This window comes from Microbacterium sp. B19(2022) (assembly GCF_012030385.1).
Classification (GTDB): Bacteria; Actinomycetota; Actinomycetes; order Actinomycetales; family Microbacteriaceae; genus Microbacterium; species Microbacterium oxydans_B.
Genome location: NZ_JAAUVO010000003.1, coordinates 1 through 18188, shown reverse-complemented (window position 1 = coordinate 18188; position 18188 = coordinate 1). Strand labels below are relative to the sequence as shown.

General features: G+C 70.2%; 18 protein-coding genes. 15 read left to right on the top strand and 3 right to left on the bottom strand.

Annotation, left to right across the window (positions count from 1 at the left end):
• Nucleotides 1-4 precede the first annotated feature (4 nt).
• From HCX50_RS03175 to HCX50_RS03135, 9 genes are all read left to right on the top strand, one after another.
• Nucleotides 5-943: a GNAT family N-acetyltransferase gene (locus HCX50_RS03175; RefSeq protein ID WP_205828761.1), complete on the top strand. Its 939-nt coding sequence runs from the start codon at nucleotides 5-7 to the stop codon at nucleotides 941-943.
• A 109-nt stretch (nucleotides 944-1052) separates the two neighbouring features.
• A complete protein-coding gene (locus tag HCX50_RS03170) occupies nucleotides 1053-3206 on the top strand; it encodes a peptidase C14 (RefSeq protein WP_237682317.1) in 2154 nt (717 codons plus the stop codon).
• Nucleotides 3207-3451: 245 nt separating this feature from the next.
• Nucleotides 3452-4444, top strand: coding sequence for a TIGR03557 family F420-dependent LLM class oxidoreductase (locus HCX50_RS03165; protein WP_167632992.1), 993 nt, complete (start codon nucleotides 3452-3454; stop codon nucleotides 4442-4444).
• A complete protein-coding gene (cofE, locus tag HCX50_RS03160) occupies nucleotides 4441-5241 on the top strand; it encodes a coenzyme F420-0:L-glutamate ligase (RefSeq protein ID WP_167632991.1) in 801 nt (266 codons plus the stop codon). The genes HCX50_RS03165 and cofE overlap by 4 nt, the downstream gene beginning before the upstream one ends.
• Entirely contained in the window at nucleotides 5238-6251 is a 1014-nt protein-coding gene (gene fgd, locus HCX50_RS03155; protein WP_167632990.1) for a glucose-6-phosphate dehydrogenase (coenzyme-F420), read from the top strand. The genes cofE and fgd overlap by 4 nt, the downstream gene beginning before the upstream one ends.
• Before the next feature lie 10 nt (nucleotides 6252-6261).
• Nucleotides 6262-6933 carry a 2-phospho-L-lactate guanylyltransferase gene (gene cofC / locus HCX50_RS03150; protein ID WP_167632989.1) on the top strand — a complete coding sequence of 224 codons (672 nt, stop codon included), beginning with the start codon at nucleotides 6262-6264 and terminating at the stop codon, nucleotides 6931-6933.
• Nucleotides 6930-7928 carry a 2-phospho-L-lactate transferase gene (gene cofD / locus HCX50_RS03145; protein ID WP_167632988.1) on the top strand — a complete coding sequence of 333 codons (999 nt, stop codon included), beginning with the start codon at nucleotides 6930-6932 and terminating at the stop codon, nucleotides 7926-7928. Before cofC ends, cofD begins: the two co-directional genes overlap by 4 nt.
• A gap of 185 nt (nucleotides 7929-8113) precedes the next feature.
• Complete coding sequence (locus HCX50_RS03140; protein WP_167632987.1) at nucleotides 8114-8581, top strand: hypothetical protein; 468 nt, start codon at nucleotides 8114-8116, stop codon at nucleotides 8579-8581.
• A 111-nt stretch (nucleotides 8582-8692) separates the two neighbouring features.
• Nucleotides 8693-9052: a hypothetical protein gene (locus tag HCX50_RS03135; RefSeq protein ID WP_167632986.1), complete on the top strand. Its 360-nt coding sequence runs from the start codon at nucleotides 8693-8695 to the stop codon at nucleotides 9050-9052.
• A 5-nt stretch (nucleotides 9053-9057) separates the two neighbouring features.
• Here HCX50_RS03135 and HCX50_RS03130 read toward each other — a convergent pair whose 3' ends face one another.
• Genes HCX50_RS03130 through HCX50_RS03120 form a run of 3 tightly spaced genes read right to left on the bottom strand, consistent with a single transcriptional unit; the run spans nucleotide 9058 to nucleotide 11917 of the window.
• Entirely contained in the window at nucleotides 9058-9873 is an 816-nt protein-coding gene (locus tag HCX50_RS03130) for an ABC transporter ATP-binding protein (RefSeq protein ID WP_167632985.1), read from the bottom strand.
• The gene (locus HCX50_RS03125; protein WP_443189878.1) at nucleotides 9870-10940 is read right to left on the bottom strand and encodes a putative F420-0 ABC transporter permease subunit; all 1071 of its coding nucleotides are present in this window, start codon (nucleotides 10938-10940) and stop codon (nucleotides 9870-9872) included. The genes HCX50_RS03130 and HCX50_RS03125 overlap by 4 nt, the downstream gene beginning before the upstream one ends.
• Nucleotides 10937-11917, bottom strand: a complete 981-nt coding sequence (locus tag HCX50_RS03120) for a putative F420-0 ABC transporter substrate-binding protein (RefSeq protein ID WP_167632984.1) — start codon at nucleotides 11915-11917, stop codon at nucleotides 10937-10939. Before HCX50_RS03120 ends, HCX50_RS03125 begins: the two co-directional genes overlap by 4 nt.
• Nucleotides 11918-12147: 230 nt before the next feature.
• Between HCX50_RS03120 and HCX50_RS03115 the strand changes: the two genes are divergently transcribed.
• The 6 genes from HCX50_RS03115 to HCX50_RS03090 are packed head-to-tail and all read left to right on the top strand — an operon-like array spanning nucleotide 12148 to nucleotide 18035.
• Nucleotides 12148-13128 carry an alpha/beta hydrolase gene (locus HCX50_RS03115; protein WP_167632983.1) on the top strand — a complete coding sequence of 327 codons (981 nt, stop codon included), beginning with the start codon at nucleotides 12148-12150 and terminating at the stop codon, nucleotides 13126-13128.
• On the top strand, nucleotides 13125-14531 hold the full coding sequence (locus tag HCX50_RS03110; RefSeq protein WP_167632982.1) for a dihydroorotase: 1407 nt from the start codon (nucleotides 13125-13127) through the stop codon (nucleotides 14529-14531). Before HCX50_RS03115 ends, HCX50_RS03110 begins: the two co-directional genes overlap by 4 nt.
• 1 nt (nucleotide 14532) lies before the next feature.
• On the top strand, nucleotides 14533-15507 hold the full coding sequence (locus tag HCX50_RS03105) for an LLM class flavin-dependent oxidoreductase (protein ID WP_167632981.1): 975 nt from the start codon (nucleotides 14533-14535) through the stop codon (nucleotides 15505-15507).
• Between the two features lie 40 nt (nucleotides 15508-15547).
• Nucleotides 15548-16375: an ABC transporter ATP-binding protein gene (locus tag HCX50_RS03100; RefSeq protein WP_167632980.1), complete on the top strand. Its 828-nt coding sequence runs from the start codon at nucleotides 15548-15550 to the stop codon at nucleotides 16373-16375.
• On the top strand, nucleotides 16372-17205 hold the full coding sequence (locus HCX50_RS03095) for an ABC transporter permease (protein ID WP_167632979.1): 834 nt from the start codon (nucleotides 16372-16374) through the stop codon (nucleotides 17203-17205). Before HCX50_RS03100 ends, HCX50_RS03095 begins: the two co-directional genes overlap by 4 nt.
• A complete protein-coding gene (locus HCX50_RS03090) occupies nucleotides 17202-18035 on the top strand; it encodes an ABC transporter permease (protein WP_167632978.1) in 834 nt (277 codons plus the stop codon). Before HCX50_RS03095 ends, HCX50_RS03090 begins: the two co-directional genes overlap by 4 nt.
• Nucleotides 18036-18188 lie beyond the last annotated feature (153 nt).

Below are 18188 nucleotides of genomic sequence, written 5' to 3'. Positions count from 1 at the left end.
CGGGATGCGCGGCCGCCGCGCGGGCATCGTGAGCGCGGCGACGATCCGTGCCGCCCGCGCCACGGACCAGCAGGCGCTCGCCGCGCTGTGGGCGACGGCGTTCACGCCCCCGCTCGCTCCCGACCAGTGGCTCGTCGACGACGAACGGCTCGCGCACACGCGGGTGGCCGAAGATGACGAGGGCCTCTGCGGGTCGATCTACGGACTGCCCAAGCGGCTCCGGGAATCCGACGGCGGGATCGCCGCGGTGCACGCCATCGGCAGTGTCGCGGTCGCCGAGCGGGCGAGGGGGCAGGGGCTCGCACGCCGGCTGGTCGCCGCGACTCTGCAGGCAGCGGGCGACGCCGACTGGGCGCTGCTGTTCACCGGCACCCCCGAGGTGTACCGCTCCAGCGGGTTCGAGACGTTCTCGATGGCGCGGACCGTGGCCGGGCTCTGGCGCGCTGCGACGCCCGCCAGAGCCGAGGGTCGCGTGGTGCGCGAGTCCGTCGGGCTCGGGAGCCTCCGCCCGGTGCACGAGGTCTACGAACGCTCACGGTCCGATCTGGTCCTCGCCCCGGTGCGCGGTGATCGGGACTGGGCGATGGCCGAGGTACGGCTGCGAGGCGCCACTCTGTACCGCCGGATCGAGGGATCGAGCGTGGTCGGCTACGCGGTCGCCGAGCGTCGCGGCGCGGTCGGCATGCTCCTGGAGAGCGCCGTGCTTCCGGATGCCGACGGTGTGCGTGATGACCTGCTCTCGGCCGTCGCGGTGGACTGGGCATCCGCCGGGGTGACGTCGTGCGAGCTCGCCGTGCCCGCCCTCCCGGAAGAGGACCGCGCGCTGCGTGCATTCGCGCCCGAGGCCGTGCGGCAGGACGACCGCACCGGGATGATCCGCCCGCTGCGGCGCGCGGCGCGACTGCACGGCATCCGCCACTTCACGGCGGGCGACTACTTCTGAGCACCGGCTCGGAGAACGGCACTGGGGACTGGGGATCGATCGGATGATGCGGCTCGGCCGGACGGCCGGACGCCTGACCGCGGTGATGACGCCGCACGGAAGGATGAGCATGACCCCGCAGGAGATGACCCAGACCGAAACCGCCGCGCTGCGCAGTCGGCGCATGCTGCTCGCCGGATTCGGCGCTGCCGCGATCGGTGGAGTGGCCGCCGTCGGCATGCCCACGGCCGCGCAGGCCGCAGGGCCCGTGGCGCCCCAGAGCTCGTCGGGCTCGGCGAATGTCGCCAACGGCGGCACCGCGACCGAGCTCGCGAAGCGCAAGGGCAAAGACGGCGACCTCGTGCGCACGACCGGGTACGCGGCGGCCGGTGACGGCGGCGACGGGCTGTACCGCTTCGTGAAGAAGGATGCTCCGTCGGCGAACGGTGGCACCGTGCTCGCCGGTCCGAAGGGCGGTGCGTGGCTGCTCCTGCACGACGGCGTCGTCGACTTCCGGATGTTCGGCGTGATGAACGCGAAGGTGAATGCCGACGACGCGCTCGACGCGATGGTGAACGATGCGAGCATCCACCGCATCGAGGCGCACAGCGACCTGAACTTCGTGCGCCGCCACAAGTTCTCGCGGTCGAACATCGCGTTCGACTTCGGCGGGCACCTCATGACGACGGTCGGCATCGAGAACGCCGGCAAGGACGACCCCTTCGCCGCGGTCATGTTCTTCCGCGGCGAGGTGACGGATGCCGTGCACGAGGCGCGGCTGAACGAGGTGGTCCCCGACCTCGGCGACGTCTTCCCGGTCGCCGACTCCTCGTTCTTCGCGGTCGGCGACTGGTACGCCGCCGAGGTGAACGCGCTGGCCGGGCGCTGGGAACGTGAGCTGCAGCGGCTCGTGCAGGTCACGCAGATCGTCGACGGCACGCACATCCGCATCAACTACAAGAACGGCTGGCCGCTCGGCAAGGACCGCACGATGACCTGGCGCCGGGTGGTGCCGGTGCAGGACGTGACCGTGTCGAACCTGAAGTTCCTCGGTACCGGCAAGGACGAGTACACGGGCTCGCACCCGCTCGCCTTCGAATACGCGGTGCGCTGCGACGTCGACCACATCGACGGCACCGGAACCTTCTGGCCTCTCATCCAGCGCCGCTGGAACACGTACTACTCGACCGTGAGCTGCACGCTCAAGAACCCCACCTCGGTCACCTGGGGCGGTGCCGGCTACCTGACGCAGCAGATCTACTGCCTGTACGGATATGTCGCCAACTGCCACACCGCCAACTCGCGGCACCTGAACGACTTCACCGCGAGCGCCTACTGCCTCGTCGAGAACTGCCACGGCGACGGTGATGACCAGGGTCCGTTCGTCACGCACGGCCAGTACGAGCACGACCTCACCTACACCGGCAACTCCGGGCTGATGACGTTCGCGAACTCGGGTGCGGCCTGGGGCTCGGCGGCCAAGCGCATCACGGTGCGCAAGCACGTGTGCTCGTGGTTCGTCGCCCGCGTGCGCATCACCGACCTCACGCTGGAAGACGTGCAGGTGATCGGCAAGCCCTCGCTCGCCGGCTCCGGCATGCTGTGGATCAATGCCGACGGCGCCCAGCTGCGGGGGTGCACGGCATCCGACACTCTCGTGATCACGCAGGCGTCCGACAACTCCGGGCGCCCGACGGTGATCGCCGACTCGCACTTCACGTTCGTCGCTCCCGGCGAGCTCACCAACGCCACCGTGAAGACCCCGGTCACGTTCGTCGACACGGTGCTCGACCGCGTGGGCGGCATGAAGATCGCGGGCTCGGGTGCGGTCACGTTCCGCGGCTCGACCCTGAACGCGGCGGATGACGCGGCACCGATCGTCTCGTCGTCGGCGCAGCTGCGGTTCGAGGGGTCGACGCTGCGCAACGCCCGCATCGAGGCGGCGCGGGGTGAGCGCCAGGTCGTCGAGGTCGCCGGTTCGGATGTGTCGATCAAGGGCGGCACCGGTGTCTCGCGGACCGGCGACGGCGAGCTGCACCTGACACTGTCCGACAGCAGCTTCCGCGCCGAGGGATCATCCACCCACGTCGCGGTCACGAAGGGGGCGACGCACTACCGCGCGGTCGGCAACCGCTTCGAGGGCGGCGCGCTGGAGCTGGCGGATGCCGCATTCGGCGGCTCGTCGACCCTGCTGCACACCGGCAACGTGGAGTCGGGCGTGACCCGCACGGCCTTCCCCGCCGGGGGCGACCGCGTCGTCGACACCGCCAACCTCGTGGTCTGACCCCCGTCCCGGTCCCGTCCCCGCCTGCATCCCGTCCCCGCCCCCTGTCGCCGAGTGCACGGGCTACTCGCGAGTGCACGGCTTCTCGACGCGAAGAAGCCGTGCGCTCGGCAGGATGCCGTGCACTCGGCGGACAACGGGGCGGCGAGAACGGGGGCTCGGCGAGATCGGATGCGTGGGTCTTGACTTTTGGATCCAGTATCCATTCAATGGGAACAACGGCAGAAGAAGGGCGAGGAGGCGACATGCACATCGGGTACGCCGCGATGCTCGAGCAGGTCGAGCCGACCGCCGTGATCGCGAACTGCGCCCTCGCCGAGGCGCACGGCTTCCGCGGGATCATGGCCACCGACCACTTCCAACCCTGGCTCCCGCGCCACCGCAATGCCGCCCATGTGTGGACGATGCTCGGCGCGATCGGCGCGCACACCACCGGAGACCTCGGTCCCGGCGTCACGACCCCCGGCTTCCGCACGCACCCCGCCGTCGTCGCGCAGGCCGCGGCGACGCTCGCCATGCTGTATCCGGCACGCACCTGGCTCGGCGTCGGGTCGGGGGAAGCCCTGAACGAGCACATCGTCGGCGACTACTGGCCCGAGCCCGCCGAGCGCATCGACCGCATGTTCGAGGCCGTCGACCTGATCCGCAAGCTCTTCACCGCCTCGCTCGCGGGCCGCGACACCCGTCACCGCGGCGAGCACTTCCGCATGGAGTCGACCCGGCTCTGGACGATGCCGCCCACCGCCCCGCCGGTCTACGTCGCCACTGCCGGCCCCGCCACCGCCCGCCGCGCCGGCCGCAACGCCGACGGACTGATCACGACCTCCGCCGAGGTGGAGCGCCTCGCGCCGCTGCTCGCCCGGTTCGCCGAAGGAGCGCGCGAGGCGGGCCACGACCCCGAGGCTCTCCCGAAGGTGCTGCAGCTGCGCCTCTCCTGGGCGCCGACCGACGAGCAGGCCCTCGCGAACGCACTCACCGAATGGCCGGTCGCCGGACTCCGGATGCGCCGCGGCGACGTGCGCTCGCCCTATGACTTCGAGCAGCTGGTGCGCGGAGTGACGGCCGAAGACATGCGGGCCTCGATGCTCATCTCCGCCGACCCCGACGTGCACCGCGCGCAGATCCAGCGCTATGCCGACCTCGGCTTCACGCGCATCTACCTGCACAACGTCGGTCCGGACCAGCGGGAGTTCCTCGAGGCCTTCGGCCGCGATGTGCTGCCGCAGGTGCACGCATGAGCGCCCCCGCGATCAGCGTCTTCGCCCTCACCGGTATGGGCGAGGTGCAACCGGGCGACGACCTCGTGGCCCTGATCCTCGCGACCGGCGTCGAGCTCGCGCACGGCGACATCCTCGTGGTCACCTCGAAGATCGTCTCCAAGGCGGAGGGCCGCTACGTGCAGGCCGCCGACCGCGAAGAGGCGATCACCGCCGAGACCGTGCGCCTCGTCGCCTCCCGCACGTTCGACGGGCACACCATGCGCATCGTCGAGAACCGCCTGGGCATGGTCGCCGCGGCCGCCGGCGTCGACGCCAGCAACACCCCCGACGGCTGGGTGCTGCTGCTACCCGAAGACCCCGATCGGTCGGCGCGAGCGCTCGCCGCGGGGCTGCGTGCGGCCACCGGCGCCGAGGTCGGCGTGATCCTCAGCGACACCCTCGGTCGCCCCTGGCGCGAAGGGCAGACCGACGTCGCGATCGGCGGCGGCGGTGTGCGCATGATCGCCGATCTCCGCGGCACGACCGACCAGGCGGGCAAGGTGCTCAGCGTCACGACCCCGTGCGTCGCCGACGAGCTCGCCGCGGCATCCGATCTCGTCAAGGGCAAGGCCAGCGGAAACCCGGTGGCCGTGGTGCGCGGCCGCGCCGACCTCGTCGGACCCCTCGACCTGCCCGGCGCTTCGAGCATCGTGCGCCCCTCGGAGCGCGACCTGTTCTGGTTGGGCACCGCCGAAGCACTCGACCAGGGCTACCGCGACGGCTACGCCGCCGCCCTGGCAGACCTCACAGCACACGAACAGAAGGATGCGACATGACACTGACCCTCGGATACAAGGCCAGCGCGGAGCAGTTCGACCCGCGGGAGCTCGTCGAGATCTCGGTCGCGGCCGAGGCGCACGGCATGCAGTCCGTGTTCGCGAGCGACCACTTCCAGCCCTGGCGGCACACCGGCGGGCACGCCCCGTTCTCGCTCACCTGGATGGCGGCGGTCGGCGAGCGCACGTCGAGCATCCGCATCGGCACCTCGGTGCTGACCCCGACGTTCCGCTACAACCCGGCGGTTCTCGCGCAGGCCTTCGCGAGCCTGGGCTGCCTGTATCAGGACCGCATCATCCTCGGCGTCGGCTCGGGGGAGGCGCTGAACGAGATTGCGACCGGATTCCGGGGTGCGGGCGAGCAGGAGTGGCCCGAGTTCAAGGAGCGCTATGCGCGGCTCCGCGAGTCGGTGCGCCTGATGCGGGCGCTGTGGTCGGGCGACCGGGTGAACTTCGATGGCGAGTACTACTCGACGCACGACGCCTCGATCTACGACCGCCCAGAGGGCGGGATCCCGATCTACATCGCCGCGGGCGGACCGATGGTCGCGCGCTACGCCGGCCGCGCGGGCGACGGCTTCATCTGTACCTCGGGCAAGGGGCAGGAGCTCTACGTCGACCAGCTGCTCCCCGCGGTGAAGGAGGGGCTGGAGCAGTCCGAGCGTTCGTTCGACACGTACGACCGGATGATCGAGATCAAGCTCTCCTACGAGGAGACGCGGGAGGCGGCACTGGAGAACACCCGCTTCTGGTCGCCGCTGTCGCTCTCGAAGGAGCAGAAGCACGACATCACCGACCCGGTCGAGATGGAGAAGGCCGCCGACGCGCTGCCGCTGGAGACCATCGCGAAGCGCTGGATCGTCGGGAACGACCCGGATGCTGTGGCCGCCGACATCCAGCAGTACATCGACTGGGGGTTCAACCACCTCGTCTTCCACGCGCCCGGACACGACCAGCGTCGCTTCCTGCAGCTCTTCGAGCGCGACATCGCGCCCCGGCTGCGCGGCTGAGGTCTCCGACATGATCCGCGGTTCGGGAATCGGGGTGCCGCTGCCGGGCGCCCCCGCACGGGAATGGGTCGTGGTGATCCCGGTGAAGCGTGCCGAGATCGGCAAGTCACGGCTGCGGATACCCGGCGTGGATCGCGAGCCCCTCGCCCGCGCGATCGCGCTCGACACGGTCGAGGCCGCGGCCGCGTGCGAGCGGGTCGCCCAGGTCATCGTGGTGACGAGAGACGAGGTCACGGCGACCGCGCTGCGGCTGCTGCCCCGGGTGCGTCTGGTGCGCGACCGCAGCGAGGGGCTCACGGCGGCGATCGAGCAGGGGGTGCGTGCGGCACCGGGTGACCGGCCGCGGGCGGTGCTGCTCGGCGACCTCCCCGCACTGCGTCCGGACGAGCTCGCCAGGGCGCTCGCGTTCGCCTCGTCGCACCCGCGGGCGTTCGTGCCGGATGCGGAGGGAACCGGCACCGTGCTCGCCACCGCACGTGCGGGTTTCGACCTGCGCACCTGCTTCGGCGGGGACTCGGCGGCCGCCCATCGTGCGGCCGGGTTCGCCGAGGTGGGTCTTCCCGTGCTGAGCGGACTGCGTCGTGACCTCGACCGCGCCGAGCATCTCCGCGACGCGCGTCGTGCCGGTCTGGGTCCCCGCACCTCCGCACTCGTCGACCGGCCCCTGGTCCTCGCCTCATGACGGCATCCGGTGCTCCGCGCATCATCGTCCTCGCGGGCGGCGTCGGCGGGTCGAAGTTCGTCGTCGGGGTGCGTGAAGCCGCGCGGCGGCGGTGGCCGGATGCCGCGGGCGGCACCCGTGCCGAGATCACGGTGATCGCCAACACCGGCGATGACCTGTGGCTGAGCGGCCTGCGACTGCAGCCCGACGTCGACTCGATGATCTACGCACTCGCCGGAGTCAACGACACCGAGCGTGGATGGGGCAGGACGGGGGAGTCGGAGCGCGTCGCCGCGGAACTGCACGCGTGGGGTGCCGGGTGGCCATGGTTCACGCTCGGCGACCTCGATCTCGGCGCCCACATCGCCCGGACGGGGTGGCTGCGCGAGGGCGCTTCGGTCACGGAGGCCATCGCACGGCTCGCGTCGCGCTGGCCGCTCGGGGTTCGGCTGCTGCCCATGACGGATGCCGAGGTCGACACACATGTGATGACCGCTCAGGGCCGGATGCACTTCCAGGAGTGGTGGACCCGGCACCGGGCATCGCTTCCAGCGCAGAGTTTCGACTGGCCGGGCATCGAGCACTCCGCGCCGGCGCCGGGCGTGCTCGCAGCAATCGCCGTGGCCGACGTCATCCTGTTCGCCCCGTCGAATCCGGTGGTCTCGATCGGCCCGATCCTCACCGTGCCCGGCATCACCGACGCGGTCCGTGCGGCATCCGGAACCGTGGTCGGGGTGTCGCCGATCATCGCGGGTGCTCCGGTCCGCGGCATGGCAGACGCGTGCCTGGCCGCTGTCGGGATCCCCGCCACGGCCGACGCGGTCGGGCGGCACTACGGCTCACGTGCGACGGGCGGCGTGCTCGACGCCTGGGTCATCGCCGAGGAGGATGCGGCGCTCGCCCCGGGCCTCGAAGCCGATGGACTCCGTGCGTCGGTGCGTCCGTTGTGGATGCGCGACCTCGACACCTCGGCGCGTCTCGCCGCGAATGCACTCGACGTCGTGCTCTCCGCCTGATCCGCTCGCCAGAGCCCGGCCCGGCCGCAAGAACCGCTCTGATAGGCCAAAGGTCGTAGACCGTCGCGCGAAGACTGGACGAAGGTTTTCGGCCTTTCGGCGTAATGACCGGACCCCCCTCACCGTCTCTCCTCGTGAGGGAATGTTCGGCCGAAAGGGGGCCGGATTGCAGGAGGGGTGAAGCAATGATGAATGATCGACGTCGCGTGGAGCGGCTGTTCGAAGAGCTGGAGGCCGAGTCCGGCACCAGCGTGGAGTGTCTCGCCGACCGCGTGTCGGCGCTGACCGGCATGGATGTCGAGATCGACGTCCTCGCCGACGAGGAATGGATGGCGGTCGCGCCCTTCGTGCTGGCCGAGGGAGATCGCGTGCGGATTCCCGTGCGCGGTTCCGACCCTCGATGGTTTCGACTGCACGTCGTGACGCACGAGCTCGCGCATGTGCTGTGCGGGCACGCGCGATGCGAGACGCTGCCGATGGCATTCGACCAACTCATGGCTCCGGCGCGATCCTGCGCGCTCGCCGGAGTCGGGGGTGGGGCGTCGGGTGCTGCGCAGTCCGACGTCTTCGTGGTGGAGTACGAAGCCGAAGCTGAAGAGCTCTCGCTGCGCCTGAGCGCGTTCGTCCGCGCGCCGAGTCTGGCCCACGCCTAGTGCCGCTCAACTGACCGCCGTCCGACGGTTCTGGGGAGGCCGCCGTCGCGTCGGATCCCCCGAATAGACTGACGCTCCCGGCGCGCAGCGGCTCCGGGGGGAGGGGACGCCATGGGGAAGCGCAAGACGCCGGAGCAGCTCGCGGATGAGGAACGCCGTTATCGGCTGGCTCGGGGCGCGCACACCCCGGAGGAGTTCGCGCAGCTCGTCGACGACCCGAATCAGGGGATCCGTGCGGCGGCGGCTCACAATCCGGATGCCGACGCGCAGGCCCTCGCCCGCTTCGCCACGGATCGGTTCTGGGGTGTGCGGATCGAGGTCGCCCATCACCCGAACGCCACTCGTGAGATCGTGCTCGGCCTGCTCGAGGCCGACCAGCGCAAGCGCGGCGTCGTGCATCATGCCGCCCGTGAGCGCCTGATCTCCGAGGGCCTCGTGTTCGATGAAGAAGGTCTGCCCGTCGTCGACTGAGGCTCTCAGCGACCCGGGGTCGGAGCCATCGCGGCGTCGAAGACGATCAGCGGTCGGTCACTGCCCGACCGGGTGAGCACCTCTGCGTCGACGCGCCACACACGGGCGATGAGCTCGCGCGTCAGCACGTCGCGCGGGGAGCCGGCCGCCTGCACGTGCCCGTCGGCGACCACCACGACCCGGTCGGCGAAGGCCGCCGCGTGGTTGAGGTCGTGCAGCGCGGCGAGCACGGTCATCCCCTCGTGGGCGAGGGAGCGCAGCAGCACGAGCGCGTCGAGCTGCGCGCGGATGTCGAGGTGGTTCGTCGGTTCGTCGCACAGCAGCAGCGATGGACGCTGAGCCAGCGCCCTCGCGAGGTTCACGCGCTGGCGCTCGCCGCCGGACAGGGTCGCGGCGTCACGGTCGGCAAACTCGAGCGCACCGGCGCGCATCATGGCCGCATCCGTGGCGGCGGCATCCGCCTCCTCGCCCTCGAACGACAGCCACCCGCGGTGCGGCAGCAGCCCGAGGCCGACGATGTCACGGCCGGTCATGCCCTCGGCCGCCGACCACTCCTGCTCCACCAGCGCCACCCGCTGCGCACGTTCGCGTCGCCGCATCGCAGAGAGGGAAGCGCCGTCGAGCGCGAGGGCCTCGACCTCGCCGCGCAGCGTGCCCGCGATCAGGCGCAGCAGGGTGCTCTTGCCCGAACCGTTGGGGCCGAGCAGCGCGGTCACCTCGCCGCCGGGAGCGGTGATGTGCATGCCGTCGACGATCAGCCGGTCGCCGTGACGGAACCGGGTGCGGCGGGCGTCGAGGCCGCTCGCCCGCACGCCGATCATGCGCGGCTCTTCCGCATGCGCAGCATCAGCAGCGCGAACACGGGCCCGCCGATCAGGGCGGTGACGATGCCGACCGGCAACTCGCGGGGCTCGAACACCGTGCGGGCGATGGTGTCGGCCCAGATGAGGAACACCGCCCCGGCGAGGAACGACACCGGCAGCAGCGCGCGATGCCGAGCGCCGACGACCGCGCGGACGGCGTGCGGCAGGATCAGTCCGACGAAGCCGATCGAGCCGCTGACGGCGACGAGGGCTCCGGTCAGCAGAGCCGTGCACACGAACAGCAGCACCCGCAGGCGCGTCACGGGGATGCCGAGCGCCTGGGCGGCGGTGTCGCCCAACACAAGACTGTCGAGTGGACGGGCTGATGCCAGCAGCGGGACCGCGCACACGACCACGGCGACCCCGGCCAGGGCGGCATCCGCCCAGTCGGCGCCGCCGAGCGAGCCGAGCAGCCAAGCGAGGATCTCGCGGTAGCTGTCGTTCGTGGCACTCCAGAAGATCACCAGACTGGTCAGCGCCGCGAGCACAGCCGATACGGCGAGACCCGCGAGCACCACGGCGGTCGCTCCCGCGGAACCGGCCGCGCGCGCCAACCCGAGCGTCAGCGCCAGGGCCAGCAGCGCGCCGGCGAAGGCCGCGAACGGCAGCGCGACCGCGGCCCCCAGGACGATCACGATCACGGCACCCGTCGACGCTCCGGACGAGAGCCCGAGCAGGTACGGGTCGGCGAGCGGATTGCGGGTGAGCGCCTGCATCACCGCGCCGCACAGGGCCAGGCCGCCTCCGACCGCGGCAGCTGTGAGCACCCGAGGCACGCGGCCCTCCCAGATGATCGCGTCGCGGATCGGGGTGAGCCCGCTGGCGGCTCCGGTCAGGTGCGACCAGACGCTCGCCACGAGCTCTGCGGGCGTGATGGCGGCGGGCCCGATCGCGACCGCCGCGACCACGGAGCCGGCCAGCGCGAGCAGCAGGACCGCGATCGCCGAGACCGTGCGTCGTCGTGGGCGAGGGGCGGATGCCGCTGCGAGGGGGATCGCCGCCCGCAGGGGAACCGTGACGCTCACTGCTCTCCGAGCTGCGTCACGATCGACTCCACGGCGTCGACGTTGCGGATGCCGGCCTCGGTCGCGGGGAAGTCGACGATCACGAACCGCTCGTTCCGCACGGCGTCGAGCTGCGCGGTGACCGGGTTCGACGTGAGCAGCGCGATCTTGGAGGCCGCCGTGTTCCAGGCCGCATCCACCAGCACGATCACGTCGGGGTCGGCCTCGGCGATCAGCTCCCACGAGCTCGACGTCCAGGTGTCGTGCACGTCGGCGAACACGTTGTCGAGCCCGGCCGTCGACATGATCATCTGCGGTGCCCCGATGCCCGCGCCGACGAACGGCTGGTCGGTGCCGGACGAGTACCAGACGGCGGTGAGGCCGCGGTCGTCGGGGGTGATCGCGTCGAGCGCCGCCTGCTGCTCCTCGACCAGTGCCGCCGCGGCCTCCTCTTCGCCGAGCAGCTCCCCGGCCTCGGTGAAGCCGTCGAAGACCGTGTCGAAGGTGAGGGGATCGGGCATGTACCCCTCGGCCTTGCACGCGGCGGGCGCGACGTAGGTGGTGATGCCGAGCTTCTGCAGGTCGTCGCGCTCGCCGGCTCCGTCGACCGAGAAGTTCGACTCCCACCCCGCGAACACCAGGTCGGGCTCGAGTTCGAGCACCGCCTCCTTCGACGGCACCTTGTCCGAGACGACCGGGATGTCTTCGGCCTCCGCGGCGAGGTCTTCGGGCACGGGGCCGTCCGAGAAGGCGGAGCCGATGATCCGGTCGCCCGCTCCGAGCGCCAGAGCGAGTTCGAGCGTCGACGACTTGACGGTGAGGATCCGCTGCGGTGAGGCATCGACCGACACCTCGGTGCCGCAGTTGTCGAGTACGACGGGGTTCGGGTCGGCGGCAGCGGCCGAAGTCGCGGGCGCACCGGCGCATCCGCTCAATCCGGCGGCGAGGAGGAGGGCGAAGACGGGGGCGGCGCTGAGAGCGCGGGCGGTGGCAGGCATGGTTCTCCGGGAGACGAGGACGGGAAGGGGCGCAAGAGAGAGCACGTTCGCAGTCCAGGTCGGGACCACCGGCATCGACCAATCGGGTCGACGTGATGCGGTCATGCTACCGCGGATACTGGATCCAAATCAATACTGGATTCTGGATCCAAAATGGGTCAAGATGGGACCGCCCCACCGCAGCGGCACAGATCGCCGACCGCGATGCCGCGTTCAGCCGAGAGGAACCCATGCAGACCACACCCGTCTCGTACTTCAGCGAGGGTCAGCGCATCTCCGCCGTGTGGCGCACGCCCGACCACGACGGACCGTACCGCGCGATCGTGCAGGGGCCGGGCTGGCTCGGACTCAAGGACGCCAAGCTCTACGTCCGGTATCACGAGGCCCTCGTCGAGGCCGGCTTCGCCGTGCTCGTGATCGACTACCGCGGCTTCGGCGACTCCGAGGGCGACCGCGGCTACCTCTCGCCGGCCTGGCAGCTGCAGGACCTGGTGAACGCCGTGACCTACCTCACCACCCGCGATGACGTGATCGCCGACGCGATCGGCGTCTTCGGCACGGGCGGCACCGGCGGCGGCAACGCCGTGCTCCTCGCTGACGCCGACCCGCGCATCAAGGCCGCCGTCAGCCAGGTGCCCGTCGCCGACGGCGAGGACTGGCTGCACCGCATGCGCAGCGAGTACGAGTGGCTCGACTTCCAGAACTCCCTCGCCGAAGACCGCCGTCTGCGCGTCACCACGGGGGAGGGGCGCATCGTGCATCCCCGCGAGGAGATCATGATCCCCACCGCCGAGCGCCGCGCCACCAAGATCAAGGCCGACGTCGACGACCGTATCCCCACCGCCGTCCCGCTCGCGTGCGCCGAGGGCATCATCGCGTACCGGCCCATCGAGGCGGCCGCCCGCCTGACCACGCCGCTGCTCGTGATCGGCGTCGAGGGCGATGCGACCACCCCGACCGACCACGCCGAGGCGCTGTACGAGGCCGCGCGCGGCCCGAAGCAGCTGATCATGCAGCGGCACACCACCCACTACGCCGCGTACGACGCGTACTGGGAGCAGACCACCCCGGTGATCGTCGGCTGGTTCGACCAGTACGTGCGCCCGGCGCACCTGATCCACCGGTCTTCGCCGTCGCCCGCGATCGGCGAGTCCGTCACCACCGACTCCGTCCAGGCAGAGTCCGTTAGTAAAGAGGAGGTCGCGCGATGAGCGTGGATCTGAAGATCACCGGCGGCACCGTCGTCACCCCCGCAGGACCGGTCGTCGCCGACCTGCTCGTCGCCGACGGCAAGATCGCCGGCATCGTGGCGGCCGGCACCGAGATCGCGGCCGATCGCACGGTCGACGCCACGGGCAAGCTCGTGCTCCCCGGCATGGTCGACGTGCACGTGCACACCCGCGAACCCGGCTACGAGCACAAGGACGACATCTACACGACGAGCCTGCAGGCCGCGGCCGGTGGCGTCACGACGATGTTCGGGATGCCGAACCTCAAGCCCCCGACCACCGACGTCGCGACCCTGACCGACGTGTTCGACCGGTACGAGGAATCGTCGATCGTCGACTGGAACCACAACCCCGCGCCGACCAAGTTCGACGAGATCGCCGGCATGAGCGAGATGGGCATCCGCGCCTACAAGATCTACATGGTCGTCGACACGGGCCGCGACTACCCGCACCCCTCCGGCACCGGCATCCACAACCACGGGCACCTGCTCGAGATCATGGATCACATCGCCCAGACCGGCAAGCGCTTCATCGTGCACCCGCACGACCAGGCCCTCATGGACTACATCGAGGGTGCCTACCTCGCCCGCGGCGAGAACACCCCGGAGGGCTACGCCTCGGCCTACGCCGCCCGCGAGGGAGTGATCTGGGACACCGCGATCGACGTCGTGCTGCGTCTCGCCGAAGCATCCGGATGCCCGGTGCACATCGCCCACATCCAGACCCGCCGCTCGATCGAGGCCGTGCGCCGCGCCAAGCAGAACGGCATCGACGTGACCTGCGAGGTCAACCACTGGGCCCCGTTCCTGTCGACCTGGAACGACGTCGAGACGCTCGGCCCCTACGCGCTCAGCTACTGGGTGCCCGACGACAACCGTGCCGCTGTGTGGGAGGGCATGCGCGACGGGACGATCGACATCGCCGCCAGCGACCACGCCCCGCACACGCGCGAGGAGAAGGAGGTCGGCTGGACGCAGATGTGGAGTTCGCACACCGGCACTCCCGGCATCCAGTACTACTACGAGCTCATGCTCGACGCCGTGAACAAAGGCGAGCTCGACCTGCAGCGCGCGATCGACATGGTCGCCCACATCCCCGCCGCAAAGTTCGGCCTCGAAGGCGTCAAGGGCTCGCTCACGATCGGGGCGGATGCCGACATCGTCATCGCCGACCTCGCCGAGGAGTGGACCATCACGAACGACGGCGTCCTGTCGAAGATCGGCTGGACCCCGTACGACGGGCGCACCATCAGCGCCCGCATCCAGCGCACCCTCGTGCGCGGTGTCGACGTCTACGTCGGCGACGAGGTCGTCGGCGATCGCACATTCGGAAAGCTCGCCGCATCGGCGGAAGACAGGGCGGCATTCGCCGCGGAAGGGAACTGACATGAAATTCGGACTGCTGCTGCCGCACTTCGGCGAGGAGGCGAGCAAGGAGAAGCTCCTGGAGGGGTCCAAGCTCGCCGAGAGCTTCGGATTCGACTCGGTCTGGGTGCGCGATCACCTGGTGTTCGAGCCGCACGGCGAGATGGAGAAGCCGAACCGCACGTTCTACGACGCGCTCACGACCCTCACCGCCATCGGTGCCGTCACCGACAAGATCGAGCTCGGCACCGGATCGCTCATCCCGTTCCGGCATCCGCTGGTCACGGCCCTCATGGCCGGCACGATGACGCAGCTGCTCGGCCCGCGCCTGATCCTCGGCTTCGGAGCCGGCACGTTCGACCACGAGTTCGACGCGATCGGTTGGGGCGACCTCGACCGCGTGGAGATGGTGCGCTCGAACGCCGAGATCCTGCGTCGCGTGTTCACCGAGAACGACGTCACCTACGACGACGGCATCTTCAAGTTCGACAACGTCACGATCGAGCCGAAGCCCGTGGGTGGACGCATCCCGTTCTGGTACTGCGGCGCGACCCCGCGCTCGGCCCGTCTCGCGGCGGAGTTCGCCGACGGATGGATGCCGGGACGCACGGGCCTGCTCACGATGGAGAAGCGCATCCAGACCATGCGCGAGATGACCGACGAGAACGGCCGGCCGATGCCGACCATCGCCGTGATCCCGCCGACCTCGATCGAGGACACCCGCGAAGAGGCCCTGAAGCACGTGAACATCCCGGGCCTTCTCGCCTGGGCGAACAAGGCCAAGTTCGCGGTGAAGCCGCCGTCCGGCAGCTTCGAGACCGTCGAAGACCTCGAGGGCCAGCTGATCGTGGGCGACCCCGATCAGGCGGTCGAGCAGATCCGGCGGTTCGAGGAGGTCGGCACCGAGCACCTGGTGTTCGACTTCCGCTTCAAGTTCGATCGGTTCTTCGAGCAGATCGAACTCCTCGGCACCGAGGTGCTTCCGAAGCTGCGATAAGCCGCGCACCGACGCGCGGCGATGAGACGAGAGGTCGACGATGACTGACGTGAACGACACCGCACGGGACTCGGCGGATCCGCTGATCTCGGTCACCGGGCTCTCGGTGAGCTACGACGTCGCGCGGACGGGTAAGAAGCTGATCGCCATCGAGAACGTCGACCTCGACGTGTTCGAAGGCGAGTTCATCACGGTGCTCGGCCCGTCGGGGTGCGGAAAGACGACGTTCATGAACGTCATCGCCGGCCTTGTCGCGCCGAGCACCGGATCGGTCCTCGTCGACGGCAAGGAGGTGCACGGCCCCGGACCCGACCGGGCCGTGGTCTTCCAGGACTACGCACTGCTGCCCTGGCGCACCGTGTTCGACAACGTCAAGTTCGGGCTCGAGATGCAGAAGGGGCTGCGCACCGCCGACTGGCGTGCGAAGGTGCAGGAAGCCATCGACATGGTCGGGCTCAAGGGGTTCGAGTCGTCGTACCCTCGCGAGCTCTCCGGCGGCATGCAGCAGCGCGTCGGGCTCGCCCGTGCGTTCGTCGCGGAGCCGCGCATCCTGCTGATGGACGAGCCGCTCGGCGCCGTCGACGCCCTCACCCGCGAGGTGATGCGCGACGAGATCGAGAAGCTGATCGAGGCGACGGGCAAGACCGTCCTCTTCATCACGCACTCGATCGAGGAGGCCATCCTCCTCGGCGACCGCATCGTCGTCTTCAAGAGCCACCCCGGCGCGATCAAAGAGATCATCACGACCGGCATCCCGCGCCCGCGGTCGGAGCGGTCGGTGCAGCATGATCCGCGCTTCCTCGAACTCCGCGACCACCTCTGGGAGGCGCTGGAGGGTGAGGCCACGGCGGCAGCGGTGTCGAAATGACCGCGCTCCTCGCGACCGGGCCCAACCTCGGTCGGGGTGGTGTCGCCGCCTGGCTCGCGGGCCTGAGCGCCCGGGGCAAAGCCGCGGTCATCGCGATCGAGGTCGTCATCCTCCTCGTGCTGTGGCAGCTGGTGGTCGGGGTCTTCGGGTGGATCAGCCCGGTCTTCCTCCCTCCGCCGCTCGCCATCGCGCAGGGCTTCGGCGAGATCGTGGCGAACGGCGCGCTCGCCGCCAACGCCGGCATCTCCGTGCAGGCGTGGTTGACCGGCTTCGCGCTCGCGGTGGTCGTCGGCATCCCGGTCGGGCTTCTCATGGGTGCCTCGCTCCCGGTCGACCGGGTGATCGGCCCGATCGCCTGGACGATCTACGCGACGCCGTCGATCGCCTATCAGCCGCTCGCGAAGGCGTGGTTCGGCTTCGGCATCGGTCCGGTGATCTTCCTCGTGACGATCAGCGCGATCTTCCCGATCCTGTTGAACGTCGCGGCGGGCATGCGCACCACGAACCCCTCGATCATCCGCGCCGCCCGCGTCTACGGCGCCGGACGGATGCGGCTGTACCGCTCGGTGTACCTGCCGTCGACGGTGCCGTTCCTGTTCGCGGGTCTGCGGCAGGCTGTCGTGCTCGCCACGATCGGCATGGTCGTGGCCGAGCTCGCCGGTTCGTCCAGCGGCATGGGCGCGCTCATCATCCGCGCCTCGAACACCTATCAGACCGACCAGGCGTTCGCCGCGATCGCGGTGGTCGTGCTGTGGAGCGTGGGCATGACCCAGGTGGTCACGGCCATCGAGCGCGGGGTCGCGCCGTGGACGAGGAAGGGCAAGCGATGAGTGTCGTCTCGGCAACCGGAACCGTCCGCATCGTGCGGCCGCGGCGCGTGGTGCGCTCGGGCGAGGGCAAGTGGACGCTGCTCCTGATCGGAGTGATCGCCGCCGTGCTGCTCCTGTGGGAGGCGGCCGTCAGCTGGTTCCACTGGATCCCCGAGGCGTTCCTGCCTGCACCGACCGCGGTGGCCGTCGCGTTCGGGCGGCTCATGGTCGACCCGGAGTTCTGGAGCGCCTTCGCGTTCAGCGTCACCAACCTGCTGATCGGGCTCGCGATCGCGATCGTCGTCGGTGTGGTCGTCGGTCTCGCGGTCGGCTGGTCGCCGGTGCTGCGCTTTATGGTCGCGCCGTTCCTGTGGGTGCTGTACTCCACGCCCAAGGTCGCGCTCGCCCCGCTGTTCATCCTCGGGCTCGGCCTCGGCAGCGAGTCGAAGATCGCGCTCGTGATCCTGCTCGCGGTGTTCCCGATCCTGCTGAACACGATGGAGGGTGCCGTCACCGTGAACCCCTCGCTCGTCAACGCGGCCCGGGTCTACGGCGCCAAGGGGATCGGGCTCGGGTGGAAGGTGATCTTCCCCGCCACGCTGCCGTACAGCCTCTCCGGCATCCAGCGCGGTGCGGCTCTCGGCTTCACGGGTGAGGTGCTCGGCGAGTTCCTCGGCGGCACCGGCGGTCTGGGGCATCTGCTCGAGTTCGCCGCGTATCAGTTCCGCATGGACGAGGCCATCGCGATGGTCGTGGTGATGGTCATCATCGCGAACCTCACGCTGCTGCTGATCTCGATCCTCCGGCGCCGGCTCGCGCCCTGGTACGACGAGCGCAAGATCGTCGGCTGACCCCGCGCCGACTCCCGACTCCCGGCCCCCGTCTCATGCGCGACGGGGGCCGGGTCCTTGTGCCCCCACCTGAGGGGTCAAGACACGCAGCAGGCGCACCCGCGCACGCGGCGTGTTCTGACTCCTCGCGCGTGGGTGCGGGTGGGGTGGGGT